This window comes from Thioflexithrix psekupsensis (assembly GCF_002149925.1).
GTDB classification, from domain to species: domain Bacteria; phylum Pseudomonadota; class Gammaproteobacteria; order Beggiatoales; family Beggiatoaceae; genus Thioflexithrix; species Thioflexithrix psekupsensis.
On record NZ_MSLT01000012.1, the window covers coordinates 544,203 to 570,946 of the forward strand.

Annotated in this window: 26 protein-coding genes and 1 pseudogene; 20 read left to right on the forward strand and 7 right to left on the reverse strand. The window is 44.3% G+C overall.

Annotation, left to right across the window (positions count from 1 at the left end):
* Positions 1 to 116: 116 nt before the first annotated feature.
* Positions 117 to 902 carry a ComF family protein gene (locus TPSD3_RS07520; RefSeq protein ID WP_086487956.1) on the reverse strand — a complete coding sequence of 262 codons (786 nt, stop codon included), beginning with the start codon at positions 900 to 902 and terminating at the stop codon, positions 117 to 119.
* Between the two features lie 149 nt (positions 903 to 1,051).
* On the opposite strand from TPSD3_RS07520, the gene TPSD3_RS07525 reads away from it, so the two are divergent.
* The 8 genes from TPSD3_RS07525 (at position 1,052) to TPSD3_RS07560 (ending at position 9,946) form a co-directional block, all read left to right on the forward strand.
* Positions 1,052 to 1,711 (forward strand): V4R domain-containing protein, encoded by a 660-nt coding sequence (locus tag TPSD3_RS07525; RefSeq protein WP_086487957.1) that lies wholly within the window; start codon positions 1,052 to 1,054, stop codon positions 1,709 to 1,711.
* A gap of 3 nt (positions 1,712 to 1,714) precedes the next feature.
* Positions 1,715 to 3,046, forward strand: a complete 1,332-nt coding sequence (locus TPSD3_RS07530; RefSeq protein ID WP_086487958.1) for a hypothetical protein — start codon at positions 1,715 to 1,717, stop codon at positions 3,044 to 3,046.
* 175 nt (positions 3,047 to 3,221) lie between these two features.
* Entirely contained in the window at positions 3,222 to 3,809 is a 588-nt protein-coding gene (locus TPSD3_RS07535) for a globin family protein (RefSeq protein WP_086487959.1), read from the forward strand.
* A 10-nt stretch (positions 3,810 to 3,819) separates the two neighbouring features.
* Entirely contained in the window at positions 3,820 to 4,506 is a 687-nt protein-coding gene (locus TPSD3_RS07540; RefSeq protein ID WP_086487960.1) for a hypothetical protein, read from the forward strand.
* Positions 4,484 to 6,286 (forward strand): serine/threonine protein kinase, encoded by a 1,803-nt coding sequence (locus tag TPSD3_RS07545; protein WP_176329778.1) that lies wholly within the window; start codon positions 4,484 to 4,486, stop codon positions 6,284 to 6,286. Before TPSD3_RS07540 ends, TPSD3_RS07545 begins: the two co-directional genes overlap by 23 nt.
* 378 nt (positions 6,287 to 6,664) lie before the next feature.
* On the forward strand, positions 6,665 to 6,919 hold the full coding sequence (locus TPSD3_RS07550; RefSeq protein ID WP_086487962.1) for an FmdB family zinc ribbon protein: 255 nt from the start codon (positions 6,665 to 6,667) through the stop codon (positions 6,917 to 6,919).
* An 85-nt stretch (positions 6,920 to 7,004) separates the two neighbouring features.
* Positions 7,005 to 8,780, forward strand: coding sequence for an aspartate--tRNA ligase (gene aspS / locus TPSD3_RS07555; protein WP_086487963.1), 1,776 nt, complete (start codon positions 7,005 to 7,007; stop codon positions 8,778 to 8,780).
* Positions 8,781 to 8,968: 188 nt separating this feature from the next.
* Entirely contained in the window at positions 8,969 to 9,946 is a 978-nt protein-coding gene (locus TPSD3_RS07560; protein WP_086487964.1) for an IS630 family transposase, read from the forward strand.
* A 273-nt stretch (positions 9,947 to 10,219) separates the two neighbouring features.
* On the opposite strand, the gene TPSD3_RS07565 is transcribed toward TPSD3_RS07560, so the two are convergent.
* The gene (locus TPSD3_RS07565; RefSeq protein WP_217884398.1) at positions 10,220 to 10,468 is read right to left on the reverse strand and encodes an AAA family ATPase; all 249 of its coding nucleotides are present in this window, start codon (positions 10,466 to 10,468) and stop codon (positions 10,220 to 10,222) included.
* 280 nt (positions 10,469 to 10,748) lie between these two features.
* On the opposite strand from TPSD3_RS07565, the gene TPSD3_RS07570 reads away from it, so the two are divergent.
* The 4 genes from TPSD3_RS07570 (at position 10,749) to TPSD3_RS07585 (ending at position 13,484) form a co-directional block, all read left to right on the forward strand.
* Positions 10,749 to 11,243: a GspH/FimT family pseudopilin gene (locus TPSD3_RS07570; RefSeq protein ID WP_176329779.1), complete on the forward strand. Its 495-nt coding sequence runs from the start codon at positions 10,749 to 10,751 to the stop codon at positions 11,241 to 11,243.
* Positions 11,244 to 11,285: 42 nt separating this feature from the next.
* A complete protein-coding gene (gene pilV, locus TPSD3_RS07575; RefSeq protein ID WP_176329780.1) occupies positions 11,286 to 11,765 on the forward strand; it encodes a type IV pilus modification protein PilV in 480 nt (159 codons plus the stop codon).
* A gap of 136 nt (positions 11,766 to 11,901) precedes the next feature.
* The gene (locus TPSD3_RS07580) at positions 11,902 to 12,978 is read left to right on the forward strand and encodes a PilW family protein (protein ID WP_086488420.1); all 1,077 of its coding nucleotides are present in this window, start codon (positions 11,902 to 11,904) and stop codon (positions 12,976 to 12,978) included.
* A 50-nt stretch (positions 12,979 to 13,028) separates the two neighbouring features.
* A complete protein-coding gene (locus TPSD3_RS07585) occupies positions 13,029 to 13,484 on the forward strand; it encodes a type IV pilin protein (protein ID WP_086488421.1) in 456 nt (151 codons plus the stop codon).
* A gap of 87 nt (positions 13,485 to 13,571) precedes the next feature.
* Here the strand turns inward: TPSD3_RS07585 and recA are convergent, their stop codons facing one another.
* The 3 genes from recA to TPSD3_RS07600 all read right to left on the reverse strand — a co-directional run bounded on the left by recA (position 13,572) and on the right by TPSD3_RS07600 (position 15,744).
* On the reverse strand, positions 13,572 to 14,636 hold the full coding sequence (gene recA / locus TPSD3_RS07590) for a recombinase RecA (RefSeq protein WP_086487968.1): 1,065 nt from the start codon (positions 14,634 to 14,636) through the stop codon (positions 13,572 to 13,574).
* A gap of 121 nt (positions 14,637 to 14,757) precedes the next feature.
* On the reverse strand, positions 14,758 to 15,213 hold the full coding sequence (locus tag TPSD3_RS07595; RefSeq protein ID WP_086487969.1) for a tellurite resistance TerB family protein: 456 nt from the start codon (positions 15,211 to 15,213) through the stop codon (positions 14,758 to 14,760).
* A 75-nt stretch (positions 15,214 to 15,288) separates the two neighbouring features.
* On the reverse strand, positions 15,289 to 15,744 hold the full coding sequence (locus TPSD3_RS07600) for a tellurite resistance TerB family protein (RefSeq protein ID WP_086487970.1): 456 nt from the start codon (positions 15,742 to 15,744) through the stop codon (positions 15,289 to 15,291).
* 262 nt (positions 15,745 to 16,006) lie between these two features.
* Between TPSD3_RS07600 and TPSD3_RS07605 the strand changes: the two genes are divergently transcribed.
* The 7 genes and pseudogenes from TPSD3_RS07605 to TPSD3_RS07630 all read left to right on the forward strand — a co-directional run bounded on the left by TPSD3_RS07605 (position 16,007) and on the right by TPSD3_RS07630 (position 22,909).
* Positions 16,007 to 16,738, forward strand: coding sequence for a UDP-2,3-diacylglucosamine diphosphatase (locus TPSD3_RS07605; protein ID WP_176329781.1), 732 nt, complete (start codon positions 16,007 to 16,009; stop codon positions 16,736 to 16,738).
* 9 nt (positions 16,739 to 16,747) lie between these two features.
* Entirely contained in the window at positions 16,748 to 17,761 is a 1,014-nt protein-coding gene (epmB, locus tag TPSD3_RS07610) for an EF-P beta-lysylation protein EpmB (protein ID WP_086487972.1), read from the forward strand.
* Between the two features lie 13 nt (positions 17,762 to 17,774).
* Complete coding sequence (locus TPSD3_RS07615) at positions 17,775 to 18,242, forward strand: ankyrin repeat domain-containing protein (RefSeq protein ID WP_086487973.1); 468 nt, start codon at positions 17,775 to 17,777, stop codon at positions 18,240 to 18,242.
* 63 nt (positions 18,243 to 18,305) lie between these two features.
* Positions 18,306 to 19,408 (forward strand): annotated as a pseudogene (locus TPSD3_RS18320) (cation:proton antiporter domain-containing protein); the annotation flags it as partial.
* 150 nt (positions 19,409 to 19,558) lie between these two features.
* Positions 19,559 to 20,005 carry an NAD-binding protein gene (locus TPSD3_RS18325; RefSeq protein ID WP_245391567.1) on the forward strand — a complete coding sequence of 149 codons (447 nt, stop codon included), beginning with the start codon at positions 19,559 to 19,561 and terminating at the stop codon, positions 20,003 to 20,005.
* Between the two features lie 205 nt (positions 20,006 to 20,210).
* Positions 20,211 to 21,722, forward strand: a complete 1,512-nt coding sequence (gene purF / locus TPSD3_RS07625; RefSeq protein WP_086487974.1) for an amidophosphoribosyltransferase — start codon at positions 20,211 to 20,213, stop codon at positions 21,720 to 21,722.
* A 2-nt stretch (positions 21,723 to 21,724) separates the two neighbouring features.
* Positions 21,725 to 22,909 (forward strand): O-succinylhomoserine sulfhydrylase, encoded by a 1,185-nt coding sequence (locus TPSD3_RS07630; protein WP_086487975.1) that lies wholly within the window; start codon positions 21,725 to 21,727, stop codon positions 22,907 to 22,909.
* A 79-nt stretch (positions 22,910 to 22,988) separates the two neighbouring features.
* Here TPSD3_RS07630 and TPSD3_RS07635 read toward each other — a convergent pair whose 3' ends face one another.
* Positions 22,989 to 23,294: a hypothetical protein gene (locus tag TPSD3_RS07635; RefSeq protein ID WP_086487976.1), complete on the reverse strand. Its 306-nt coding sequence runs from the start codon at positions 23,292 to 23,294 to the stop codon at positions 22,989 to 22,991.
* Between the two features lie 53 nt (positions 23,295 to 23,347).
* Here TPSD3_RS07635 and TPSD3_RS07640 point away from each other — a divergent pair, with 53 nt between their 5' ends.
* Positions 23,348 to 23,785: a hypothetical protein gene (locus tag TPSD3_RS07640; RefSeq protein WP_086487977.1), complete on the forward strand. Its 438-nt coding sequence runs from the start codon at positions 23,348 to 23,350 to the stop codon at positions 23,783 to 23,785.
* Positions 23,786 to 23,868: 83 nt separating this feature from the next.
* On the opposite strand, the gene TPSD3_RS07645 is transcribed toward TPSD3_RS07640, so the two are convergent.
* Positions 23,869 to 26,661: a right-handed parallel beta-helix repeat-containing protein gene (locus tag TPSD3_RS07645; RefSeq protein WP_086487978.1), complete on the reverse strand. Its 2,793-nt coding sequence runs from the start codon at positions 26,659 to 26,661 to the stop codon at positions 23,869 to 23,871.
* Between the last annotated feature and the right edge of the window lie 83 nt (positions 26,662 to 26,744).

The following is a 26,744-nucleotide window of genomic DNA, read 5'->3' on the forward strand; positions in this document are numbered from 1 at the left end:
TTCTGAATTTTTAAAAGAATTCTTACCTGTCGTTTATTTTCAGTCGATTGTCTCTCGTTCTCTCGCTCCTGCGTTGGGGCGGAGGAGCGAGAACGTGCTGTAAATTCTAAAAAATTTCATTCCCGCAGTAATCCCTGTCGCCGCGCACAACACCACACATCCACCTGTTTCACTCCCGCAGCGAGTAAAACTTGAGTTAATTCGCCCACCGTAGAACCTGTAGTAACGACATCATCCACAATCGCCGCATGTTCAACAGCTTTCCAACGCGCAGGGTGTTGTAACGCAAATAAACCGCGCACATTTTCCTGTCGTTCAACAAATGATAACCGGGCTTGTGTTTGTTTATGTCGCGTACAAAAGACTCCCGTGATGTCCACAGGGCGTTGTAGCCGACGCGCCAGCCCTCGTGCCAACTCCAACGCTTGATTATAACCGCGATGGCGTAAATCTTGGGCGTGCATGGGGACGGGAACAAATAATTCTGGTAATTGCTTAGGATTTAAATGGCACGCCATTAATTCTGCCAACAAATTTAATACCGCCAATTGTCCCCCATATTTAGCACTGTGTAACAGGTTTGTGATGGGATAGGCATAATCAAATAAAGCATAAGTGTGCCTAAACGCCGGTGGCCACGTGCGGCATTCATAACACACACGCTGGTGCGGCGAAACAAAAGAAACCCCACACCGCTCACAACTTTCTGTTTTCCAAGGTAATTCTAACAGGCAATCACGACAAATAGCCTGTTTCCCCAACCGATGACAAAGAAAACAAGATTGTTGCAAACGCAAAGGCTGGCAAGCCCGTTGCGCGAATGAGGGTGATTGTTGCGGTTTAACTTCCGTCCCATATCCCAATACTTCCCTAAGTAATTTAATATGCTTGATTGAAAACATAGCGCGATTGTGATTTCATAGCGATGTGCCAAAGTGATTTTCACAGACTGAAATTTTTTACAAAATGTAACAATAGGTTATAATCATTGTTTATGCCCACTAGGCAATGATTATGACATTGGTAATAACCCAATGAAGGAATAAATAATATGCCTATTTCCCCCGTCGATGGTGGCTACAAAGGCTATCATAACTACTACCATCCTGATGAATTCTTTCGTTACGAACCCGACCAAGGCGCGATTTATTTGCGCGACGGCCAGCGTGCGGCTCAAGTGACAGAGGCGTTTATTAACGGTCTGCACTTGGGGATTGAAGAGGAAGTCGGCAATGCCAGCAGTTTGCTCATGTACCAATGCGGACGTGAGTGGGGATTGCAAGATATGAAACGCTTTAACCAACGCATGAGACAAGAATTCGGCGGCGGTAAACTTGATATTTGGCAAATGAACATGCGTTTTGTGTTTGAATGTTGGTGGTGGCCGTTGACCATTGAGGGTTTTGGGGCGTGGAAATTAGATTTAAGTTTTAAAAATAAAGGCTTAACCGTGGTTGAAATTCGCAATTCCGCGGTGGCGCAATCCATGAAATTAGTGGGAAAACCCGTGTGTCATTTATATGCGGGATTATTTGCGGGCGTTTTTTCTTTTTACGAAAAAGAAGATCGAGAATGTATTGAAGTGCAATGCTATTCTATGGGCAACGACGTGTGTAAATTTTTAATTGGTGACAATAAACAAATTAATGCGGCTGAATTCTGGCGACAAGAAGGTGCCAGTGCTTTGGAAATACTTGGGCGTATGGATTAACTCATGGCGGATTTAAACAGCACAGAAATGGCACAGTTAAGAGCCTGTTTGAATAAACTGGCTTGGGGATTGGCGACTGAACCGCATTCAGTCACCGCGCCGTTGGTCACGGCGTTATCTCGTTTAACTGAGGTAATGGATGCCCCGCCTTGCATTTGGTCAACGGTGTTTACTGCGTTGTCTCCCAACACATGGCCGAAAACTGCGCCCGTCCCCACCCCGCTTGATCCCACCCAATTGGCGATGGAGCAGTTGCGCCAAGCCTGTCATATTCTCAACGAAGCCTTAGCCACCGATCAAGCCTTGCGCGATCTGATTTCGGAAGAAGAAGATACGGCGATTTTACCGGAGTTTGACGACGAAGAACCCGATTTAGCCGAACTTATCGCCGCTCAAGAAGCCCAAGAAGCCGCACAACAAGCCGCACAACAAGCCGCAATTCCCATTCGATCTGTAGAACCTGAATCTATAGCCATCGCCGATATTCCAGCCGCACCGCCCGCTGCCCCCAGCAATATGGATGCGATATTGGCGCAATTGGCTGAATTAGAAACAGTCACACGAGATTTGCGCCCAATTGCAGATGCCCTAAGCCAAGAACGAGAAGAGGAACATGAGGTTTTGCCCACGTCTTCAAAAAATGATGTGGGAACGGCAACCCTTAATTTTGCCGAAGCCATTGATCGGTCGGTGTTAGCAAGAATTTTGGCCGAAAGCTCTCCGTCACCCGCTTCAACGTCGTTAGAACAAATCCAAGCGGCCGTTGAAGCCAGTCAACCAGTGACACCCGCTGACCCGCCCACCGTTTCTGCGGTCGAAGAGGACTCTGGGGACAATGCGACGGCTGAACCCGAATCGGTGCCTGAAGAAGCGCAATCTTCTCCCAAAGCCACTCAAACAGCAGGTTTAGGACGTTTTGCGGGCTATGTCATGGCCGCCCACACCACTGACTCTTCTGCATCGGACTCTGCGTCTGACTCCGCATCTGATAGCCACGCAACATCCCCAGCCGCCACAAAAATGGATCGTCCAGCGCGAATCATGCCCGCATCGGCAGGGGCTTATTTTCGTGCCGTACCGTGGCAGGGGGCAAGTAGTGATACGGAAGCCTTTACTTTATCCATTGGTTCTGGAGCGGATTCTTCTGTGTCGGCCGAACAGTATCGAAAACTGGCCGCTGATCGTATTAATCCGTTGTTAATTGCCACCCGTAACGCCATCTTGCACAGTGAGCAACAAGCTGAACTACTTAATACCGACTATCGCCATCAAGCCGCAGGACGATTTTTCACTGCGCTACCGTGGCGCGGTCAAGACGTATCTCATGCCGCTTGACCCCTTTTTAATACATTCACAACAGATATAATATTTCAAAGCCTTGTCCAAAGAAATCAAACGAGTTACAACCCATGACACCATTTGATAAACCACCCCTTCCCATGCCAGCCGTGAATATCATTGTACGAATGGGCGTTAATGCGTGGGTTTTACTGCACAGGGAGGGCAAAATATGAGCGTGCTTGATCCCGTGGCTCAAGGCAGTTTGCGTTATCACCCTGAATTGCGCGCGATTTTTAAAGCCGCTGAAAGTCGCCAAATGACCGAACAGGAATTAGATGAATATTGTCGCGTCGTTCCTGAGCATAAAAAACGCGCCGATGCCGCCCGCGAAATTTCCCGCATCGAACAAGAAGTGGTCTCTGCGATTACCGATGAAATTTTAGCCGTTTATCCCTTTGAACAATATTATCAGTATTCGCAGGTGAAAATTAATCGAGACGTACGCTATACCAGTGCCTACGCCACCGAAGCCATGTTAATGCAAGATGCGGCGTGGTTGGATGAAAAACTGCTGGTGTGGTTACGCACGATTTTATTGGCCTTTGATTTTCCTGATCGGGTACAAAAAAAGAAAGTGTTATTTGCGCGACAAAGTACGGACAGTCAAATTGACTTGTTGCCCGTACCCATGCGTTCGGTGTATGAAACCTATTACAAACTCAAACAACGTTATCAAGAAATGCTGTCGCCGTCGGCTTACGCGCTCATTGAGCCGTATTTGCAGCAAGTGCTGAACACGTTGACTGAACAATATTGAGAGGCGTTTTATGACGACAGTGGCAACACGCGCAACTCCCAGCATTGATGCCGCCTTATTATCGGGGCTAAATATTAACGGTTTGTTTGAACCGGCGGCTTACCGATTCGACTTGCGCGAGGGAACGGTTCGTGCGCCAACGGAAGTTCGTTTAATTTATCTTTCCACCGACATTATTCGCGGTATCTACGAAGCCTTGCATTATGAGGCGGGCGAAGCGTGGCATGTGATTTTGAAAAATGCGGGCTATTTGTGGGGAAAACGTTTAGCCCTCAGTTTGGAACAAGAAGTGAAAATCATGGGATTGCCTCCTTTGGTGCAGATGCCTGTAGAGCAGTATATTTTTCTAATCGAACAATATTTTAACCGCCACGGTTGGGGAGTCATGCAAATTTTGTTAGACGACGCGCCGCGTTATGGCATTGTGCGGGCGGTGATGACGCATAGCTTATTTGCTTCGGCTTTAAATCACGTGGAAGATCGGGTGGATGCGATGATTGCGGGAATGTTGCGTGGCGTATTTGAAAGCATCAGTGGGCAAGAGTTGGATTGTATTGAAATTGTTTGTGCGCGCCAAAGTGCCGCTCCCGCGTGTCAGTTTTTGATCAGCAGTCAAGAACGTATTTTAAATATTGAACCCCTAGTCGAAGACGGCGTGGCAGCGGAGGCAATTGTTGAGCAGTTACGACAACTCTAGTTCCAGTACGTTAGACCCGCTATTGTTGGCACAACTGCCTGATCGTTATCGCATTCATCACTTATTAGGTAGCAGTGCCTATAGTCTGGTTTATCGGGCAAGTGAATATGAGAGTCATACTGCGGTCATTATCAAGTGTTTTGCGCCATCGATTCGCGGAGCGTATCTGCGAGAAATGGCGGCGGCGTTTGGCATTTCCCACCCTGGCATTACGCGCTGTATTGATACGTTTCATTTGACGGATGGTCGGGCGTGCATGGTCTATGAATATGTCAAAGCAGGGACATTACGCGATTATTTACGCCAGCATGTGAAATTAGAATTAAACATTGTCATTAGTTGTTTACGCCAATTATTACAAGCCTTAGATTATCTGCATCATTTACAATTGATTCACTGCGATATTAAGCCCGAAAATGTGTTGTTAGATCAAACCGAAGAGATAGAAAAAACCCGTTTTATTTTAAGTGATTTGGGGGCGGCTTGTCCGCTGCGCGAAGCCCATGAGGGACAGCATACGGTGGGCAGTCCTGCTTATTGCGCGCCGGAACGTTTATATGAAAAATTCTCGTTTAACAGTGACTTATACAGTTTAGGCGTGATGGGTTTTGAATTGGTGATGGGACAGCGTCCTTTTGAGGGCAGTGCGACAGAATTGGCGCGGGCGCATTTAAAACAAGTGCCTGATTTAAGTGGTATTGAATACGCACCATTGCGTGATTTTCTTGCGCAATTGTTGCAAAAAGACCCGCGTTTACGTCCCAGCAATGCCCAAGTGGCTTTACATTTATTGTCTCGAATTGAGCGCGGTTATGCGGTAGATGGTTCGTGGCAGCCGAGTGCGGCGACTAAAACGTTACCGATTCGTTTGGATAAAGTTGTTCCTGTCGATTTTAATGTGCCTGAACAGTGGCGATTGCGTTTACATTTGCCGTTGACGCAGCGGCCGCAGCGGTTATTAAGTTTACATTTAGAACAACATCCTGTGATTGGCGTGGTTTACGGTACACATATCGAGTTCGCCCAACCCCAAGCCTCACGCACAGGCTTGCAGGTGCTGTTAAATGCGTCTGCGCCGTTGCAGAATGTGGGGACGGATCAATTGTTGTACGTACAAGGGAATCGTCTGCTGCATTTAGATTTAAGTACCCAAGTGCGCACTTGTTTGTGGGAAGACTGTGATGCGTTGTTGGCGTTTCATCTGCGCGGAGAATACTTGATATGGTGTAATCAGCGTTCGGGTCATATTTGCCACTTGCCCAGTGGGGAACAGCATGTTTACCGTGTACAAAGTTATGCGTTTGCGCCGCAAGTGCGTTTATGGCGTGATGGGTGGTTGTTGACCAGCGGCGGGCGTATTAATCAATTGGCGCAATTGCGCGATCTGCACGGTCATGTGCAAGCCGAATGGACGCTAGATGGCCCCATTGTTGAGTGGTGCGAATTGGGCGATGTCATGTTGGCGATGACCTTGACGGTGACGGGGCGTGAGCCTTCTTATGCCTTGTGGCGATTGAGTTTGGAAAGTGATCCGCGTAAACAGTTATTAAATGAGCCTATTTTGAATTATGGAAGTACGGCACAAGGTTTATTTTGGTTGACCCAAGATCAGCAGTTATATCAATGCGGAGTCGATTTACACGCCCGATGTATTGGGAAATTGCCCCGTCCTGCCAGTTTGTTACATATATCTGCGGATCAGCGTTATCTTGCGGCGGCGAGCTTGACAGAAAACGCCATGTTGCTGGATTTGTGGGAAAATGAACCAAAAAGCTATTAGACACCACGCCAACGCTTGAGAATAAATGAGGTTTATTTATTCTGAGATTCTGATTTAAACCCAAAAATTTTATGAATGACTTCAGGTTCGCATCGTTGTGTCATATCGAACGTAGAATAGCGGGTTCTTTGACAAGTCTATTGACAAAATGCGTTAAAAAGATTCAGAATGAAAGATCAGCACGACAATAAGAATTAAAGCCCTGTCTTAAACATCCATTTATTGCATCGTTCAATACAATGCAGCAAAGGTCAATGAGGTTTACTCCGCAGTTCTGACTTGATTTTAAGCACAGTGGACTTACATCAGAGCCACATAAAATCAATGAGTTGAATTTCAGTTATCCCCTATTTCACTCCCTACAAGAGGACAATCAACATGCCCATTTATGAATATAAATGCAGCGATTGCGGACACGAGTTAGAAGCCCTGCAAAAGATGAGCGACGATCCCCTAACCCATTGTCCTGCTTGCGAAAAAGAAGGACTGGTCAAGCAAATGTCCGCGGCCGGTTTTCATCTCAAAGGCACAGGCTGGTATGCCACTGATTTTAAAAATAAAAAAGCCCCAGAACCTGCTTGTGGTCATGGAGGGTGTGCGGCTGCGTCGGCTTGTGCGGCTGCGTCCAGTTGAGACGGTTTACGCTTGCGTCCATTTCGCTCTAATGCACACCGTAACTTATTGTTTTTAATTGAATTAATACAAGGAAATGTACTCCATGCGTAGCCACTATTGTGGACAATTGAATGAATCCTTAGTTGGTATGACAGTGACGGTGTGCGGTTGGGTACAACGTCGCCGTGATCACGGGGGCGTAATTTTTATTGACTTGCGTGACCGCGACGGGATTGTGCAGGTGGTTTTTGACAGCGATGCTGCCGAAGCATTTCGTACCGCCGAGCGTGTGCGCAGCGAATATGTGTTGAAAATTACAGGTAAAATTCGCCCACGTCCCGCAGGTACGGAAAATGTAGAATTAGCCTCTGGTAAAATTGAATTATTAGGGGAAACATTAGACATTTTAAATCACGCCGAAACGCCCCCTTTTCAAATTGAAGAACAAGAAGTGAGTGAAGAAGTGCGTTTGCGTTATCGTTATTTAGATTTGCGCCGTCAACCGATGCGAGAGCGGTTAAAATTACGGGCGCGAGTGACGCAAATTTTACGGCAATTCTTAGATCAACACGGCTTTTTGGACATTGAAACGCCCATCTTAACCAAGGCCACGCCAGAGGGTGCGAGAGATTACCTCGTTCCCAGTCGCACGCATCAAGGTGAATTTTTTGCTTTGCCGCAATCACCGCAATTGTTTAAACAATTATTAATGATGGCGGGCATGGATCGTTATTATCAAATTGCGCGTTGTTTTCGGGATGAAGATTTGCGGGCAGATCGCCAGCCTGAATTCACCCAATTAGACCTTGAAATGTCGTTTATGGATGAGGCGATGATTCGGGATTTAATGGAGTCGATGATTCGTCATTTATTTAAAGAAGTATTAAATGTTGAATTGCCTGATCCTTTTCCCGTGATAACTTATGCCGAATCCATGCGTCGTTATGGGACAGATCGCCCTGACTTATGTAATCCATTAGAGTTGATGGATGTGGGCGATTTGATGCAGCAGGTTGAATTTAAAGTGTTTTCTGCGCCCGCTAACGATCCCGCAGGTCGTGTGGCCGCATTGCGCGTGCCGAATGGTAAGGAATTGTCGCGTAAGCAAATTGATGATTATACCGATTTCGTGGCTATTTACGGCGCAAAGGGTCTTGCTTACATTAAAGTCAACGACATTACCGCAGGAATGGCAGGTTTACAGTCGCCTATTTTAAAATTTCTACCGCCAGAAGTGGTTGAAGCCATTTTAGCGCGTACAGGTGCAGATTCGGGCGATGTGCTGTTTTTTGGCGCGGATAAGGCGAAAGTGGTCAATGAATCTTTAGGGGCTTTGCGCTTAAAAATTGGCAATGATTTGGCTTTGACACAAATATCTTGGCGGCCATTGTGGGTGATCGATTTCCCCATGTTTGAATGGGATGATAAAGAGGCGCGTTGGGTGTCTTTGCATCATCCGTTTACTGCGCCAAAAGTCAGCGAAATCAGTGAGGTAGAAGCGTCGCCCGGTACTTGTTTATCGCGGGCTTATGACATGGTGTTGAATGGATCGGAAATCGGCGGCGGTTCGATTCGGATTCATCGCTCTGACATGCAATCTGCGGTATTTCGTTTGTTAGGAATTAGCGAAGAAGAGGCACGGCAAAAATTCGGTTTCTTGCTGGATGCTTTAAAATTTGGCTGCCCACCACATGGTGGTTTGGCGTTTGGTCTGGATCGTTTGGTGATGTTGATGAGTGGCGCGACTTCCATTCGAGACGTGATCGCGTTTCCAAAAACGCAAACGGCCAGTTGTCCGTTGACTTCTGCCCCTTCTACGGTGACAGAAGCGCAATTGCGCGAGTTGCATATTCGTTTGCGCACCGCTGCTAAAACTTAAAAAGCGTATTCATCTTATCTGAAAACGCCACGAATTACGTAGTTTCGTGGCGTTTTTTTTTTTGTTTGGATTTTCAGAATTAAAGAATAAAGAATCTACGGAAAATAAACGAGTTGCCAGAATCAATTTTGATTCTGTACCAATTTTTTCAGAGTCGTATAATAATACTTTTCAAATAGGAGAGAATAATGAACAAAAGATATGAAGATTTAGAAGAGTTAATGTCAACAGGTGAAGCGAGAGAAGTGAAGCGAGCGATGGCAGTAAGAATGTCTTTGCTTGGTTTTGTGCGTGCGGAAGCGGCTTTAGCGTGTTGTGTCAGTGTGCAATTTGTGGATAAATGGAAAGCCATTTATTTAGCGTCAGGGGTGGAAGGATTAAAGTTAGCGTATAAAGGCTCGCCAGGGTATTTAAAGCCGCGTGAACGAGAAGATGTGATTAATTGGATACAAGAAAAGAAGACAATAACAATAGAGGAACTAAAGAGATACTTAAAAGAGGAGTATGATGTTTTCTATTCTTCAAATACTTCTTATACTAAATTATTAGAAGAAGCGAATTTAAGTTATAAGAAGACACACAAAGAGAATTCGGCAAAAGATGAGGTAAAAGTAGAAGCTAAAAAAAAAGAGATTAAGGATTTAATAGATAAGGAGCGTGAACAGATAGAAAGTGGAGAGGTAATGTACTGGATGCAAGACGAAAGCCATCAGTTGTGGGGAGATATTTGTGGTTATGTTTGGTCGAAAAAAGGAGAAAGAACGTCAATAAAGATGAGTAATTATCGCACTTCTCAAACGTGGTATGGAGCGGTGAATATTTATACGGGAGAATTTATTTTAGATAGGGCAAAGAAAGCTGATACAAAATATACGATAGACTTTATTAACTGGCTCATTTACAGATATAAAGAAGCCCGTCATGTGATTATTTGGGATGGTGCAAGTTATCATCGTTCTGAAGGTTTAAGAACTTATTTAGAGAAATTAAATGGGGGACTTCCAGAATCAGAATGGAAAGTTCGTTTATTAAGATTTGCGCCCAATGCCCCAGAGCAAAATCCAGTCGAGGATATTTGGCTTCAAGGTAAGAATTGGGTCAGAAAGAATTTTCATCGTCTATCAAGCTTTAAAGAAGTCACTATACCAAAATTAAGCCATTCATAAAATTTTTCTGTCAGAATCAGAATTTGCAGAATTTTAGGATTTTCAGAATTAAAGAGTAAAAAATCTATTGAAAATAAACGACTTGCAAGAGTCAATTTTGAAAATTCTTTAATTCTGTAAATTCTGATTCTGACAAATTAAGGATTCTATGAACCACATCTTTTGGGTATAGTATGTTTGAGACCTTTTTGTCAGGTAAAGTGTTTAAGTTTAATAAAATTAAACAGTATCTTATACCTAATATCTAGCTAGATATTAAAACTTAATTTGTTTTTATATCTCACATAATTTTGGTATATGTAAATGTCCAAATAAGGCTTCAAATTGATCTTTTTTACGCACATCATAATAGTTTTCTAACATGCTTAAAATTAAACTTTTACCAAAACGGCGCGGACGGAGAAATAATAAATATTTACTCGCTTGTTCAAATTCATGAATATATTGCGTGCGATCAGCGTAGTAATAACCTTCGCTAATGACGGCAGCAAAATCGGCTAAACCATAAGGAAATTTCATCATTATCTCGCTGTGTAAAGAGAGTGGATTTTGTTTAATGATAACAAATGCAGACCTATCCGCATGATTAATTTTAACTTACCCAATAAAAGTAATGTAATATTTATTTAAACTCTCGTTGAATGTTATCATCACCTGATGCACTGACCACTTATGCTACTCTATTTTACCGTTAATGCTTCCCGTGCTGTGATGTGTGGTGGCGATCACCTATTCTTGAGGTAACAACATAGACCAATCTGATATGATGGGTTGGTTTTGCAATAAAGATGGATTAAAAATCATGAAAAAACAGGCTGGATTTACATTAATCGAATTATTTATTGCAGTGGCTATTCTTAGTGTTCTTGTCACTTTGGTGGTGCCAGAAATGCGCCGAACCCTGCAAAGCAATCAAATTACATCAAAAACCAATGCCCTAGTGCGTACTCTTAATTATGCCCGTAATGAATCGATTGTCAAAGGCAGTTCAGCCGTGTTGCGTATTGAGTCGATCAGTGCTTCCAATGAATGGGGCGATGGTTGGGTGTTGTCTTTGGAGCGGGGCGGAGTCAAAGAAGAATTAAGACGTTTTGAATTTGATAATGGCATTCTGGTGACGGCCAATAACGCAATCAGCGAAATCGCCTATTCCAGAGGACAGGTTAATTTACCTAGCCCGCTGTTGCTGACGATTTGCCACACCGATAGCCAGTCTAATCTTGCTGGCCGCCGCATTGAGGTCGAATATACGGGGCGAGTGAGTTTACGGGATCGCCATTTTGATTGTAACAGTTAATGAACTGATTTTGGATGATTTGGGTTTGGTATGGAGTACAACATGATGAACAAACAGTTATTTCGTCCCAACGGTTTTACTATGATTGAAATGTTGGTGGCGTTGCTTGTTTTGTCAGTGGGTTTGTTGGGGATTGCCGCACTCCAAACCACAGGACAACAAGCCAATTATCGCGCCTATGTCCGCACGCAAGCCACGTGGTTGGCTTATGATATGATGGACAAAATGCGTCATAATCAACAGGTTGCCAGTGCTTATGTCCATCCTTCGTCAGGATTTACTGATGAAGGCCCCGGCGGTCAAGACTACAATACCAAATGTGACACTTCCGATTGTACCCCTGAAGAATTAGCGGCTTACGACTTAGACAATTGGTTTGCCCGCATTCGGGAAAATTTACCTTCGGGCGTGGCGCAAATTGAAGCCGATGCTGTACCCGGGCGTTATCATATTCGTATTGGTTGGATCAATCCCCAAAGCGATGATACCCAGATCACTCAGGCATGGGTTTTACAATTGTAGTGATGTGCCAATCACAGCGTTTACACTGTATTTATTTTAAGATAGCATTATCATAGAAAAGGAGAGCGGAAAATGGGTCAGTCCACACTGACGTGCTATCCCTGCTTGCAGTCTGTGAGCGTTTCCGCATAAACCGATGCGCCAAAATTACCGTACTGAACGAGGGTTCAGCCTCATTGAGATTATGATTGCTTTGGTCATCAGCCTGATCTTAATGGCGGGCGTTTTGACCATCATGTCAAGCAGTAAACGTACCTACTTATTACAAGATGAGTTGGGGCAGTTACAAGAAAATGCGCGTTTTGCGCTGGATGACATTGCTTTTAATGTGCGAATGGCGGGTTTTTATGGATGTTCTGCGTCACGTCCTATGGGATTGGCGGCGGCTGCGCCGATTCGGGGGTGGGACAATGAATCAATTATCACTGCATTTCGTGGGGCTGATGGCACTTATTTGGTCAATCCCACAGTGAAAACCGCTAACGCTGGGAAAAATGAACCGGCATCCGATATTTTACAAGTTGCCACGTTGGGACGTTCTACGAATTTATGTGATGGTTCAGTGAATACCAATGCGGCAACCAATATTAGCAATTTGAACACTTCCACAGGATCAGAACTGTTCCTACCCAATGCGGACTATCCGTTGGGCAGTTCGCTGGTTTTGGCAGATTGTGGAGGAGGGCGTGTTTATCGTGTGGCTGCTCGTACAGGCGATAAAGTCCGAATAGAAGGCAGTTTTGAGCGCACTTATGGGTGTCCGGTGGATTTGTTTTCGGGCGAAGAAAGTGTGATTCGTTACGAAGTACGGGCAATTGACAAGGACGACAATGATTCGGCACGGGATCGGGTTGATGGTTTTGCCTTGTTCCGTACCGACCCCAATAATCCCCCAAATATGCGCTTACTGGTTGATGGCGTAGAAAATTTACAAGTGCGTTTTGGGGTAGATACGGATAGTCCTGGGGATGGAGTTGCCAACCGTTACGTGCCGATCACGCAAAATGTCATTGGAAGAGTGGTGAGTGTGCGAATCACCTTACTCATGCGCACCCCGAATTTTCAAGGCACTTTACCCGAAGTCACGAATCCAGAAAGCTACACTTTCACTTTAGACCCTGATGTTGTCTACCAGCCGATGCGAGATAATTTAACCAATGAACAAGGTTATCGTCACCGTATTTTTACCACGACCGTTCAGGTGCGTAATTAGTTTATCCTAAGATTTAACAAAGACTTCATTTTCAGGAGTGTGAAAATAATATGCGTGAGTTGCAGCAACAACGGGGTTTTACTCTGATGGAATTGATGATTGTGGTGGCGATCATGGCGATTTTAGCGATGATTGCCTATCCGATGTACAATGAACAAATAACACGCGCCAATCGCAGCACCGCCACTGGTGCGTTGCTGGAGTTGACGCAGCGTCAAGAGATTTTTTACGCGGATAATAATCGTTATGCCAGTAGCCTGTCCGAGCTTTTGGGATCAGACGTGGGAGACCGTATTATAAAAGAAGGCTCTTCTTACTATGCAGGTAATGCGGGTAGTAAGTTTTATGAATTGTCGATTGAAAGCGAGAATTTCCGCCGCAACTACACCCTAACCGCCAAGCCTTATGGTCGTCAAGCGATTGATGACACCAAATGTACCGCATTAATCATCACGTCCACAGGGAAAAAAGCCGCCGAAGGCGAAGACCCCAGTGCGTGTTGGTAGTTTTTTGAGACTGAGACAAGAAAAACGGCCAAACCAACTCAATCTTGGTTTAGCCGTTTTTCAGTTTAGCGAATATTAAAACTGGATTTATTCCCCAGGCGGCAAGTCATCTTCTATCAGCACTTCATCCTCGCTGCCCGCGCTGCTGGCATTGATCACACTGCTGGTCAATAACTTTTCTCGAATTTGCTGCTCAATGGCTTTGGCCATATCGGGTTTTTCTCTTAAAAAGTTACGTACATTGTCCTTACCTTGGCCGATGCGCTCGCCGTTGTAGCTGTACCACGCGCCAGCTTTATCCACAATGCCGGCTTTCACGCCCAGATCAATGATTTCGCTTTCTCGTGAAATCCCCTCACCATACAAAATGTCAAAAACCACCTCTTTAAATGGCGGAGCCACTTTATTTTTAACCACTTTCACCTTGGTTTCGTTACCAATAATGTCATCGCCGCGTTTAATCGCACCAATGCGGCGAATGTCCAAACGCACCGAAGCGTAAAATTTAAGCGCGTTTCCACCCGTAGTCGTTTCGGGACTGCCGAAAATCACGCCAATCTTCATACGAATCTGGTTAATAAAAATCACTAAGGTATTGTAACGCTTAATATTTGCGGTCAATTTGCGCAAAGCCTGAGACATCAGGCGCGCTTGCAAACCCATGTGCGAATCGCCCATTTCGCCTTCAATTTCTGCTTTAGGAGTCAAAGCCGCAACCGAGTCCACCACCACCACATCTACCGCGCCAGAGCGCACCAACATATCAGTGATTTCTAAGGCTTCCTCACCATTATTTGGCTGAGACAGCAGCAATTCGCCGACATTTACGCCCAATTTTTCTGCATATTGGCGATCTAAGGCGTGTTCTGCGTCAATAAAGGCAGCGACTCCGCCTTTTTTCTGAATTTCAGCCACAACTTGCAAGGTTAAAGTGGTTTTTCCTGACGATTCTGGGCCGTAAATCTCTACAACCCGTCCCATCGGCAAGCCTCCCACCCCCAAAGCAATGTCCAATCCTAAAGAGCCAGTAGACACCGTCTCTATATTTTGTATAACTCCGACATCGCCCATGCGCATGACAGAGCCTTTGCCGAATTGTTTTTCAATTTGCCCTAAGGCCGCGCTGAGGGCTTTCTTTTTGCTGTCGTCCATTATGTGTTACTCACGTGGCAGATGAAACGGTTAAAACCAATACTGTATATTTGTACATTATCGCATAAATTGGCGACTGCGCCTAATAGTTTACGTGAGATTTATCCCGACCGACTTTGTTTTACAAACCAAACTCTTGCGGGCTTAAATTCAACTCTTGACAAATTTCCCGTACCGCTTGTTTTTCATGGTCATCAAAATCCCCATCCGCCATGCCAATCGCACAACAAACCCGAATCAATAAGCGTCCCATTTCATCTTTACCTTTCAAGCGGCCAATCGACTTCATTACCTCAGCTTTACCGATTAAATAATCAAAATCAAAGCCTTCTACATAATTATTAAACGATTTAATGACATCTTTCATGTCAAAAACCCGCAATTCTTCAGAACGTTCGATATAACCCGCCATTTTGCGTTTTTCTTCGGGTTTAACTTGACCATCAGAGCAAGCCACAAAAGCACAACCCGCCACGACTGCTTCCATAAAATCTTTGTTTTTAAAACGCGCAATCCCCTCAGAAATAGATGTTTTTTGTTGATTAAACCAATCTTTCACACTGTTAAAAGTGGTCACTATAAGCTCCTTAATTTTCTCAGATAAAACAAAACCCGTTAAACCTTTAACCAGTCAACGGGTTATTCATCATTATTACAAACCAAAATCGCTGGGATTTAATCCCAATTCAGTGGCCATTTCCCGTACCGCTTGTTTCTCATCGTCGTCAAAATCACCATCCGACATCCCAATCGCGCAGCAAACCCGAATCAGTAAACGAGAGGCTTCATCTTTCCCTTTGAGTTTGCCAATCGCTTTCATCGCCTCGCCTTTGCCAATAACAAAATCAAACTCAAAACCATCCGCATAGTGACTAAACGCCTTAATAACATCTTTCATGTCAAAAACGCGCAATTCTTCAGAACGCTCAATATAACCTGCCATTTTGCGTTTTTCTTCGGCTTTCACTTCGCCGTTGGCGCAGGCCACAAAAGCACAACCTGCCACAACAGCTTCCATAAATTCTTTGTTTTTAAAACGCGAAATCCCCTCAGAAACCGAGGTTTTTTGTTGATTTAACCAATCTTTTACGCTGTTAAACGCACTCATGCCGTATTTACTCCGAAAAAATAAGTTGAAGAGAAACAAAGTGTGGCTCTTTACCTAAGCCAATAACCCACACCTCGCTAGAGATAATTACCAAAATGGCAAAATCAAGGGTTAGACAACAGCGATAACAATGCAACCCGTATTGAGTCATAAAACCTCAATCCCCCCAAATCCTCGCATTTTTCACATCAAATCTGTATTAAAAGGCGATGATCATGCTACCATAGCGGCAAAAATATTTCATAAAATGCGGATGATAAACATGCCAGAAACTTTATTTATCGCTGATTTGCACCTAAGCCCAGAACACCCCTCACTACAAGATTTATTTATTCGTTTTTTACAACAGCGGGCTTGTCAGGCTGAGAGTTTGTATATTCTTGGTGATTTATTTGAAACGTGGTTGGGTGATGACGACGATGTAGAAAGTTTACAACCGCTGATGGATACTCTGTTACTCTTAACCCAACGGGGTTTACATTTAACCGTGATGCGCGGCAATCGTGATTTTTTGCTTACGCCTGCGATGGTGCAACGCTTAGGGGGGCAATTGTACACAACCGATCACGTGATCGCCGACATCTACGGCAGACCCACTTTATTGCTGCATGGTGATACACTTTGCACGGAAGACATCGCCTATCAAACGTTTCGTCGCCAAGTGCGTTCGCCAGAGTGGCAGACGCAGTTTTTAAGTTTACCCTTAACGCAACGCCGCGACATGGCACGGCAAGCGCGCCATTTAAGCCAGCATTACACACAACAACAAGATACCCTGATCACCGATGTCACCTTGAGCGCGGTGTGTGAATTAATGCAACAACGTCACGTCAATTCCCTAATCCACGGCCACACGCACCGTCCTGCCATTCATGAATTTATGTTAGGGGAAACAAAGGCCTATCGCTATGTCGTTGGCAATTGGCACGACGATGCGGCCGTGTTTCTCTCTTGTCGTCCAGAACAATGGACGTTGGAAACGTGGTTGGCCTAAGTAAAAAATATGTTTTATGTGGCATCAACTGAGTTTAAATCATGGCAACAGGCTTTAGCCACCGCCATTACCGATCCCAACGTTTTATGGCAATTACTACAGTTGCCTGCTGACCAGTTGCCCGCGGCCGAGCGCGCCGTGGCGACTTTTCGTCTCAAAGTCACTCACAGCTATTGCGCTCGCATGAAACGTGGCGATTGGCACGATCCGTTGTTGCGTCAAGTGTTGCCTTTGGGGGAAGAATTGGCGCAGGTTGATGGCTATCACGCTGATCCATTGGCAGAACAATCGTTTCATTCGATAATGCCTCAATCTACGGGCATTTTACAAAAATATGCCAAACGAGTGTTGCTCATTAGCACAGGAACATGTGCGGTACATTGTCGTTATTGTTTTCGCCGTCATTTTCCTTATCATCAAGCGCAATTAAACGCACCTTTATGGGAAAATGCCTTAACTATTTTGCGTGACAATACGCAAATTGAAGAGGTTATTTTAAGCGGTGGCGATCCGTTAATTCTCTCTGACAATAAATTGCGGCAATGGATGGAACAATTAGCCCATATTCCTCATTTAAAACGGGTACGTTTTCATACTCGTTTACCGATTGTGTTGCCGTTGCGTATTAATGCGGCATTATTAGACTGGATAAGTCAGACTCGTTTAACGGTGATTATGGTGATTCATGCCAATCATGCCAATGAATTTAACAGCGAAGTGTATGAAAAATTAGCTGATTTACGCATGGCAAAAGTGCAGTTATTAAATCAAGCGGTGTTATTGCGCGGAGTCAATGATCAATTACAAGCCCAAGTGGAGTTATCAGAAGCCCTGATTGCGGGGGGAGTGTTGCCTTATTATTTGCATTTATTAGATAAAGTCAGTGGTGCGGCGCATTTTGATGTGCCCAAAGCGCAGGCTTTACAATTACACCGCCAATTACAGTCTCAATTATCAGGCTATTTAGTGCCGAAATTGGTAGAAGAAATCCCTGGTCAACCCGCTAAAACGTGGGTTTTTTAATAGAGAATCAATCATGTCTTATACTCCTTCTTCTGCTGTTTTAACGTGGTTACACAGCAATGGTTTTACGCCTGATGATTGGGCAAAAGTAGATGGTTATGGTAATAATGCTTTAGCCTGCGCCATTATGCGTAATGAAGTGGCGATTGCGGAGGAATTATTAGCTTCTGGATTAATTGACATTAATCAATGCAATCATGATGGTAATAATAGTCTTTGGTTTGCTTGTTTTCGGGATAATATAACATTTATTGATCGTTTAGTGGCGGCGGGCGTAGAGATCGATCACCAAAATGCGGCAGGCGCAACTTGCTTAATGTATGCGGCTTCGGCCGGTAAAATAGAAGTGGCAAAGGCTTTATTGAAACACGGTGCGGATCACCGCTTAAAAAGCCAAGATGATTTCACCGCTTTAGACCTTGCCAGCAATCGAGAGATTCTAAAATTGTTAAAGCCGCTTTATTTGGAAAAATCACCATGAATTATTTTTTAGGTGTGATTAGCCATATTCTGCAAGGTTTAGTTTTTATACACGGAAAATAATATGCACCATGATATTGCCTTAATTACAACGATAGCCGTGAGTTTAGCGTTAGCTTTTATTTTTGGTTTTATTGCAACACGTTTAAAATTACCTGCGTTATTAGGTTATTTATTAGCGGGTGCATTTCTTGGCCCTGCCACACCGGGCTTTGTGGCTGATTTAAAATTATCGGCGCAATTGGCAGAAATTGGTGTGATGTTATTGATGTTTGGTGTGGGTTTACATTTTTCTGTGGGAGATTTATTGTCGGTGCGTAAAATTGCCGTACCGGGGGCGATGTTGCAAATCGCTACGGCAACTTTATTAGGTTTTTTTGTCGCGCAGACTTGGAATTGGGAATTTGGCGAAAGTTTGGTGTTTGGTTTATCGCTTTCTGTCGCCAGTACCGTGGTGTTATTAAAAGCCTTAGAACAATATAATATTTTAAAATCCGTTAATGGACAAATTGCCGTTGGTTGGTTAATTGTTGAAGATTTAGTCATGGTGCTATTATTGGTGTTATTGCCGCCGTTATCGACCTTAATTTTAGGTGGCAGCACTAATGTGGTATTGGGACCTGATTTGTTTTTTTCTTTATTAAAAACCATCATTAAAATTACTCTATTTATCGCTTTAATGTTAGTGATCGGAAAACGGTTTTTTCCTTGGTTATTATGGCAAGTGGCTAAAACGGGATCGCAGGAATTATTTACTTTATGTGTGATCAGTGCGGCGTTGGGAATTGCTTATGTTTCTTCAGAATTATTTGGGGTTTCTTTTGCGTTGGGGCGTTTTTTGCGGGCGTGGTGATGCGCGAATCCCATTTAAGCCATCGTGCCGCTGAGAAATCTTTACCCTTACGTGACGCATTTGCGGTGTTATTTTTCGTTTCCGTAGGCATGTTATTAGACCCTGAAGTATTTATTGAACAACCCGGCCATGTATTGGCCACGGTATTAATCATTATCATCGGTAAATCGGTGGTGGCTTTTGGTTTGGTGTTAGCCTTTCGTTATCCGTTGAACACGGCGTTGATTGTTTCTGCCAGTTTGGCGCAAATTGGGGAATTTTCTTTTATTTTATTGGGTTTAAGCGTACAGTTAGGACTATTTTCCGCTGAAAATCAAAGCGTTGTGTTAGCCAGTGCGATTATTTCCATAGCACTTAATCCTTTTATTTTCCAAACCATTAAGCCTGTACAAAATTGGGTGTTGCGTCGCTCTAAGTTGGCGCGAAAATTAGAAAAACCCGATGATCCTTTGGCTGAACTGCCCATGACCAAAGAAACGGCTGAAATCGGTAAACATGTGGTTTTGGTGGGATATGGGCGAGTTGGGCGACGCATTGCCGAAGCCTTACAACTCAACGGCATGACCGTGGTGGTGGCTGAACAGAATCGAGAACAAGTAGAAAAATTACGCGATCACGGTATTCATGCAGTGGTGGGAGATGTGGCTGATCCGGCGGTGTTGATTCAAGCGCATGTGGCACGCGCGGCAACTTTAGTCATTGCTATTTCTGATTTGGTGCGCACGCGCCAAATGATTGAAGTGGCGCGTATGTTAAACCCCAATATTGATATTTTGGTGCGCACGCACAGCGATGAAGAAATGGCTCTTTTGAAAAATGAAGGCATTGAACATGTGTTTTTCGGTGAACATGAATTGGCGCAAAGTATGATTTCGCATTTGCTTCATTCGTTTGATACGAAAAAAGAGTAATCTAAAATAGAGTGGGAATGGCTGCATCATTCCCATTTTACTTGACTTAACATTGTATGGTTTGTGGCTTCGTGACAGCCGCCTTTTTGGGTTGCATGGAGAGTTACCGTCTTTCAACCCTTTTCCACCCAATCATGTCATAATCGCCTATAATAAAAAGCCCGCCGCAGCGCATGAGGTCTTACAAATTGGAGTCGAAATAACTATGTGTGGAATCATTGGAATCGTCGGCAAAAGCAGCGTCAATCAAGCCATTTACGACGGATTAACCGTTTTGCAACACCGCGGCCAAGATGCCGCGGGCATTGTCACCTGTGAAGACGATAAATTGTATTTGCGCAAAGACAGCGGTCTTGTGCGTGATGTGTTTCATACGCGCCACATGGTGCGTTTAAAAGGTAATATGGGCATTGGTCATGTGCGCTATCCTACCGCAGGCTGTTCTACCACTGCCGAAGCACAACCCTTTTATGTCAATACCCCTTATGGCATTACCTTAGCGCACAATGGGAATTTGACCAATGCCGATTCGTTAAAAAAAGACCTTTACCGAGAAGATTTACGCCATATCAATACTGAATCTGACTCAGAAGTGTTATTAAACGTGTTTGCGCACGAATTACTTAAACAAGGTAAGTTAAATTTAAACGAAGACGATATTTTTAACGCGGTTGCAGGCGTTCACAAGCGATGTCGTGGCGCGTATGCGGTGGTGGCTTTGATCACCCATTACGGAATTGTGGCTTTCCGTGATCCCAATGGGATTCGTCCACTGGTGTTTGGTAAGCGGGAAACAGAGCAAGGTTTGGAATATATGGTGGCTTCGGAAAGTGTGGCACTGAATATTCTGGGTTTTGAGTTGGTGCGCGATGTGGCACCGGGTGAGGCGATTTATCTCAGTCGAGAAGGGCGTTTGTTTACTCGTATGTGTAGCGATCAGAGTAATTATTGCCCTTGTATTTTTGAACATGTGTATTTGGCGCGTCCGGATTCGATTATTGACAGTATTTCGGTCTATAAAGCCCGCTTACGCATGGGAAAATCCTTAGCCAAGAAGATTTTACGTACTTTTCCCGATCACGACATTGATGTGGTCATTCCCATTCCCGACACCAGCCGAACTTCTGCCTTATCCCTAGCCCATACCTTAAATCGCAAATACCGCGAAGGTTTTGTGAAAAATCGTTACATTCCACGTACTTTTATCATGCCCGGCCAGAGTATGCGTAAAAAATCGGTACGGCAAAAATTAAACACGATTGAATTGGAATTTCGTAATAAAAACGTGTTACTCATAGATGATTCTATCGTGCGTGGCAATACCTCAAAACAGATCGTGCAAATGGCACGCGATGCGGGCGCGAAAAAAGTTTATTTTGCTTCTGCTTCGCCTCCCGTGCGTTTTCCCAATGTTTACGGCATTGATATGCCTTCCGTCAATGAACTCATCGGCCACAATCGCACCACAGAAGAAATTGCGGAATTGATCGGAGTCGATTGGTTGATTTATCAAGATTTAGAAGACCTTATCGCTGCCGCCCGCAAAGGCAATAAGAGTATTAAACAATTTGATACTTCTTGCTTTACCGGAGAATATATTACGGGCGATGTGGATCAAGGTTATTTGGACTATATTGAAAACCAACGTAACGACGGCGCGAAGTCCAAAAAACAGTCGCACGTAGAAACTATTGATTTATATAACAATACGGATTAATTATGGACTGGGACGATTATGAGTTGATGACCCGCGCTGTGCGTGCCGGCCAAACGCGCACCGAAGAGGGAGAACACAGCGAGCCGATTTTTACCACGTCTAGCTTTGTGTTCAAAAATGCGGCCGAAGCGGCAGATCGGTTTGTGAATAATGCACCGGGCAATATTTATTCTCGTTTTACTAATCCCACTGTGCGCATGTTTGAACAGCGTTTAGCGGCATTGGAAGGGGGGGAAATGTGTATTGCAACGGCATCAGGTATGGGTGCGATTCTCACTTTGTGCTTGGGTTTGCTCAAAGCGGGCGATCAGGTGTTGGCTTCGCGCAGTTTATTTGGTAGCACGGTGACGTTGTTCAGTGGGATTTTAGGACGTTTTGGTGTGCGCACGGATTTTGTCGAGTTAAGGGCTATCGACGCATGGGAACAGGCGATGACACCACAAACGCGCTTGTTATTCGTAGAAACACCGTCTAATCCATTGATGGAATTGGTGGATATTGCGCAATTGGCTGATTTGGCTAAAAGCAAAGGGTGTTTATTGGCGGTGGACAATTGTTTTTGCACGCCTGCATTGCAGCAGCCGTTAAGTTTGGGGGCGGATATTGTGGTGCATTCGGCAACCAAATATTTAGACGGACAAGGGCGTTGTGTGGGCGGTGCGTTGGTGGGTGCGGCGCAGTGGTTGAAAGGGGAAGTCTATGGCGTGATGCGCTCTGGAGGGGCAAGTATGAGTCCTTTCAATGCGTGGATTTTTTTAAAAGGCTTGGAAACTTTGTCACTGCGAATGCAAGCCCATTGTGACCATGCGTCACAATTGGCGCGGTGGTTGGCACAACATCCTGCGGTGGAGCGGGTTTATTATCCCGGTTTGGCGGATCATCCCCAACATGCTTTAGCGGCGCGTCAGCAACGTGGTTTTGGGGGCATTGTGTCGTTTGAAGTGCGCGGAGATCGGGCGCAAGCATGGCAGGTCATTGATTCTACGCGTCTATTGTCTATCACCGCCAATTTAGGCGATACCAAAACCACCATCACGCATCCCGCAACCACCACGCACGGCCGTCTCTCGCCTGAACAACGTCAACGCGCAGGGATTAGTGAGCGATTAATTCGGATTTCTGTGGGCTTAGAAGCGATTGGGGACATTCAAGCAGATTTGGCGCGGGGGTTGGATGGGATTGTTTAAGCGCAAAATGCTCAATTTTGCAGACAGCACTGGTTAAATGCTAGAATTAAGGCTATTTTTAAATTAGGTTGATCCAAGATCATTTGGACAGATGTAATATAAAGCGTCGATAGGCGCGTTTTGACTTTACATCGAGTATGACACGGTTTGCTCCATTTTTTATGCGTTTGCGCACCTTCTGTTGAGTGAGGAGCGTGCTTTTTATTGCAATGCGCTGAAGAAACAATTCTGTTTTGTTTAACAGGACAAAATAAAAATACACGCCGTTGTTTTCTTGACGAGATGGCGCGGCGTGTATTGGTGTTGCGGCCTGAGTTTGTTGTTGTTTATCTTTGTTATTGGCTTTGTAAAAAGCGGCTTTAACAAGGTTGGTTATTTTTGCCAACGAGGAATTTTTCCTTTTCATAGCCTATGTTTAATAAAAATAAGGAGTCAGCCATGTCCGTTACCACTGAGCGTATGTCTCAAGTTTCCCCTGCGTTGCGTCACGAGTTCGATCTTCACGACGAGGATGATCATTACCTGTCCCCACAAACCGAACAAGAAGAGCAGGATTATCTGGCCTTGAAAGTGGCGCAGGAAGTCGAAGATGAAGTGATAGAACTGGAAATTGAACATCGCCAATTGCAAGTGGCTTTTGAGAAACAGACCGTTGCCTATGAAGCCGCATTGGCTTTGGTTCGACAAGGTGAATTGGACAATACCGATGCGTGCGAATGGTCAGAACGTCGGGCGCAATTGACGCAGCAAATGCAGGATTTGCGGCGTAAGATTCGTGTGAAAGAAAAAGTGTTAGAACAGATTAAAGAGTCGATTAAAACCGCTCGTTACCGAATTGTTAATCCCGTGGCAATGCGCAATGTGCATTTCTTTTAATTTAAACGCTCACGGTGTAATTTCAATCTGTAGAGACGCACACACGATGCGTCTCTACCCTCTAGCAGTGGTTCACACCCTGATTAATGCAGCATGAAATGCTCAATATTAGAAAGAGAACCGACCTGTTTTTTATCGTCATAAGCGGCAACTGCCACATAAAAACCAACGCCATTCGATGGCATGGTAAAGCCCTCTGGTAATTGCAGTCGGAATTGACGGCTTAATCGCATATCTGCCGATTCGATTTGGCCGACATGGGGATAATTGGCGTAATAGAGTTGATACCCTTTTGCACCTGAAATGTCATCCCATGTCAATGTCAGCGCGTTTTGTTTCACTCTTAAATACAATCTGGGCGCAGGCAAAGGACTGGGCGCGGCCGGCAATGTATTGTCCGTGCGCAATAGCACGGTGGCGGTGAAAGGTTTCAGCGTCAAACTTTGCACTGGTTTGCCCGCTATATCCACATATTGCGCGGCGGCGGGTAAATTAAACGACTTGTCTTGATACGTGGGATTGCTAAACAAGGCAAATCGCTCTTGAGCCGGTACATTGGGCAGAAAAGCCACCGCGTGCAAAGACACATTATCCAACCAATACGGACTGGCATCTGCTTTTTCCGTCCCGAAAAATGCCTTCATAGAACTGTCGGTGAGTTTGCTTTGAAAAACAAATTCGTAATCTCGCCGTTGCTTATCCATCGCAAAAACCCGTTGTTCATGGACAACATGCTTGGGTTGTGTTTGGTTAAAACGCAGGCGAATATTACCAAAATCATTCGCAATCACGCTAAATGCAAAACGATACCACTGATCTTGTTGTAAAGAAAAGCTGTCATTCGGAGACACGCTTAAAATTCTATCTTCTGGATTATAAACAATTTTTAAACTGCCTTGATCCAATTTAGTCGTGTCATGAAATAATTTATCGGGTTTACTGGTTGGCCCCCAACTCTTGGCACTGGTGTCAAAAGTAGAATTGCTGACCAAATTCTCCCCAATGGGTTGCACCGCCTCTGCGGGAATTAACACCCCACAATCTTGTGAACCTTTGTCATATTGCGGAAAATCTTGCCGCCAATGCGCCAAAGAATAGTTTTGTCCGTCTCGCGTCACGGCTAATTCGCTAAATGGATTACAATAATAATTATTTCTCGTGTCTCCATGCGCCGTTGTTCCCGTCAATTCCAAACCAATTTGGTCAGGATGTAATGAGATCATAATGTTATTCTCAACCAAATTCTTAGAAGATGGCCCATATTTATCTTCTAACACAATTTGCGGATCATTATTATAAACAATATTGTTACGCACAATGGTATTGGTTAAGCTGGCTAAACGAATTCCCATATCGGCATTATTGAAAATCACATTATTTTCAATCAGATTGTCTTTAAAACCACCGTCTGCACCAATCCCCATACCATAACGAGAATGATGGGAACAAGGGTTTAAATTCGTGGTAGAACAGCCGTTAGATTCATCAATATTTCCCAAAGAACCACTGAGAAAATTACCACGAATCACATTACCACTAGAACCAATACTGATTGCGCCACCGTCATTTAAAATTAATAAGGCATTTTTCACCACATTATTTTCAATTAAATGATGGCCACCGTCTTTAAGATACATTCCATTTTCGGCGACATTTTCAACGTAATTACCGCGCACAGTATAAGCCTTACCAAAAACATCCACGGCATTGCCTTGATAAATACCGTCATAACGCAAGCCATAAGCGCGATACAACGCATTATTCAGCACAATATTATTGCTCACTGTGCTGCTTTTCACGTCAAAATTATCTTTTACGCTGGATTGTAAACCGATGCTGGCATGGAGATGGTGATGGAACTCGTTGCTGTCAATCAGCACATCAGCAGTATTCCACGTGGTAATCCCTTTGACATTATGGTGAAAATAACAATGTTGCACACGCACATTATTAGAACTATTAACGTGCATTCCTTGTGTCATGAAATGCTGAAATTGCAAATTTTCTACTGAAGTATTGTGCTTGTTATTATTGACATTTAAGCCTGTTTCATACACTGCGGCTTCAATTAAGGCTTGATTGGGATTTACACCTGCGGGCGGATAAAGATATAACTTTTTATTCGCCGCATCATAATGCCATTCATTAGGATAATCTAACTCTTCTAATTTGCCGTCAATAAAATAGCCCCATTCAGGCAATTTACTGCCCAAATTTGCCACCGATAAACGCCCATCACGCGCCTGATAACCCGTGATTTCTCGCACGGTAAACGTCCAACTGTCACGAACCCGTATCGTTGCGCCTTTCCAGTAATTGTCAGGTTTACGATAAGCTGCTAATGTCGGATCGGCAAAGAAATCTTTCCCCGTCACCGTCCCAATTTTAAGCCAATTTTTATCCAGTGGCGTTGGTACATTGGGATAACGGGCAATCGTCATCAATTGACCATTAACAAATAATTGTTGAATCGGTCGAAAATCACCGCTAGAAGTCTGCGGCAATAAAGCCGAAACATCCGCTTCATAAACCACGCGAGAATCTAAAGCCGAATGTTTCGTGGCCACCCAATTAGAAACCACAATACTTCCCGAAATAATCGGTTTATTGCCTTCGCCATAGGTAGAAAAAACAATATTTTGGGGTGAACGCGATAACTGAATTGATCCACGAAACACATCACCTCGCTTAAATAAAAAAATATCACCATCTTGGAATGATTTTTTATTTAAATTCTCAACCGTTTGCCAAGCGGTTTGCGGACTGAGTCCGTCATTACTATCGTTACCCGATTGGGCAAGATAATAAGTCCCCGCATAAGTCAATGGACTGGCACATAACAACAGCCAGAACATCATTTTTTTCACATTTCGCATGTATCATGCTCCTTAATGAATGGTTTTAAACCCACAAGACCAGTGAACTAAGGTGAGTGAAGACTCACCTTAGTTTTATTTTA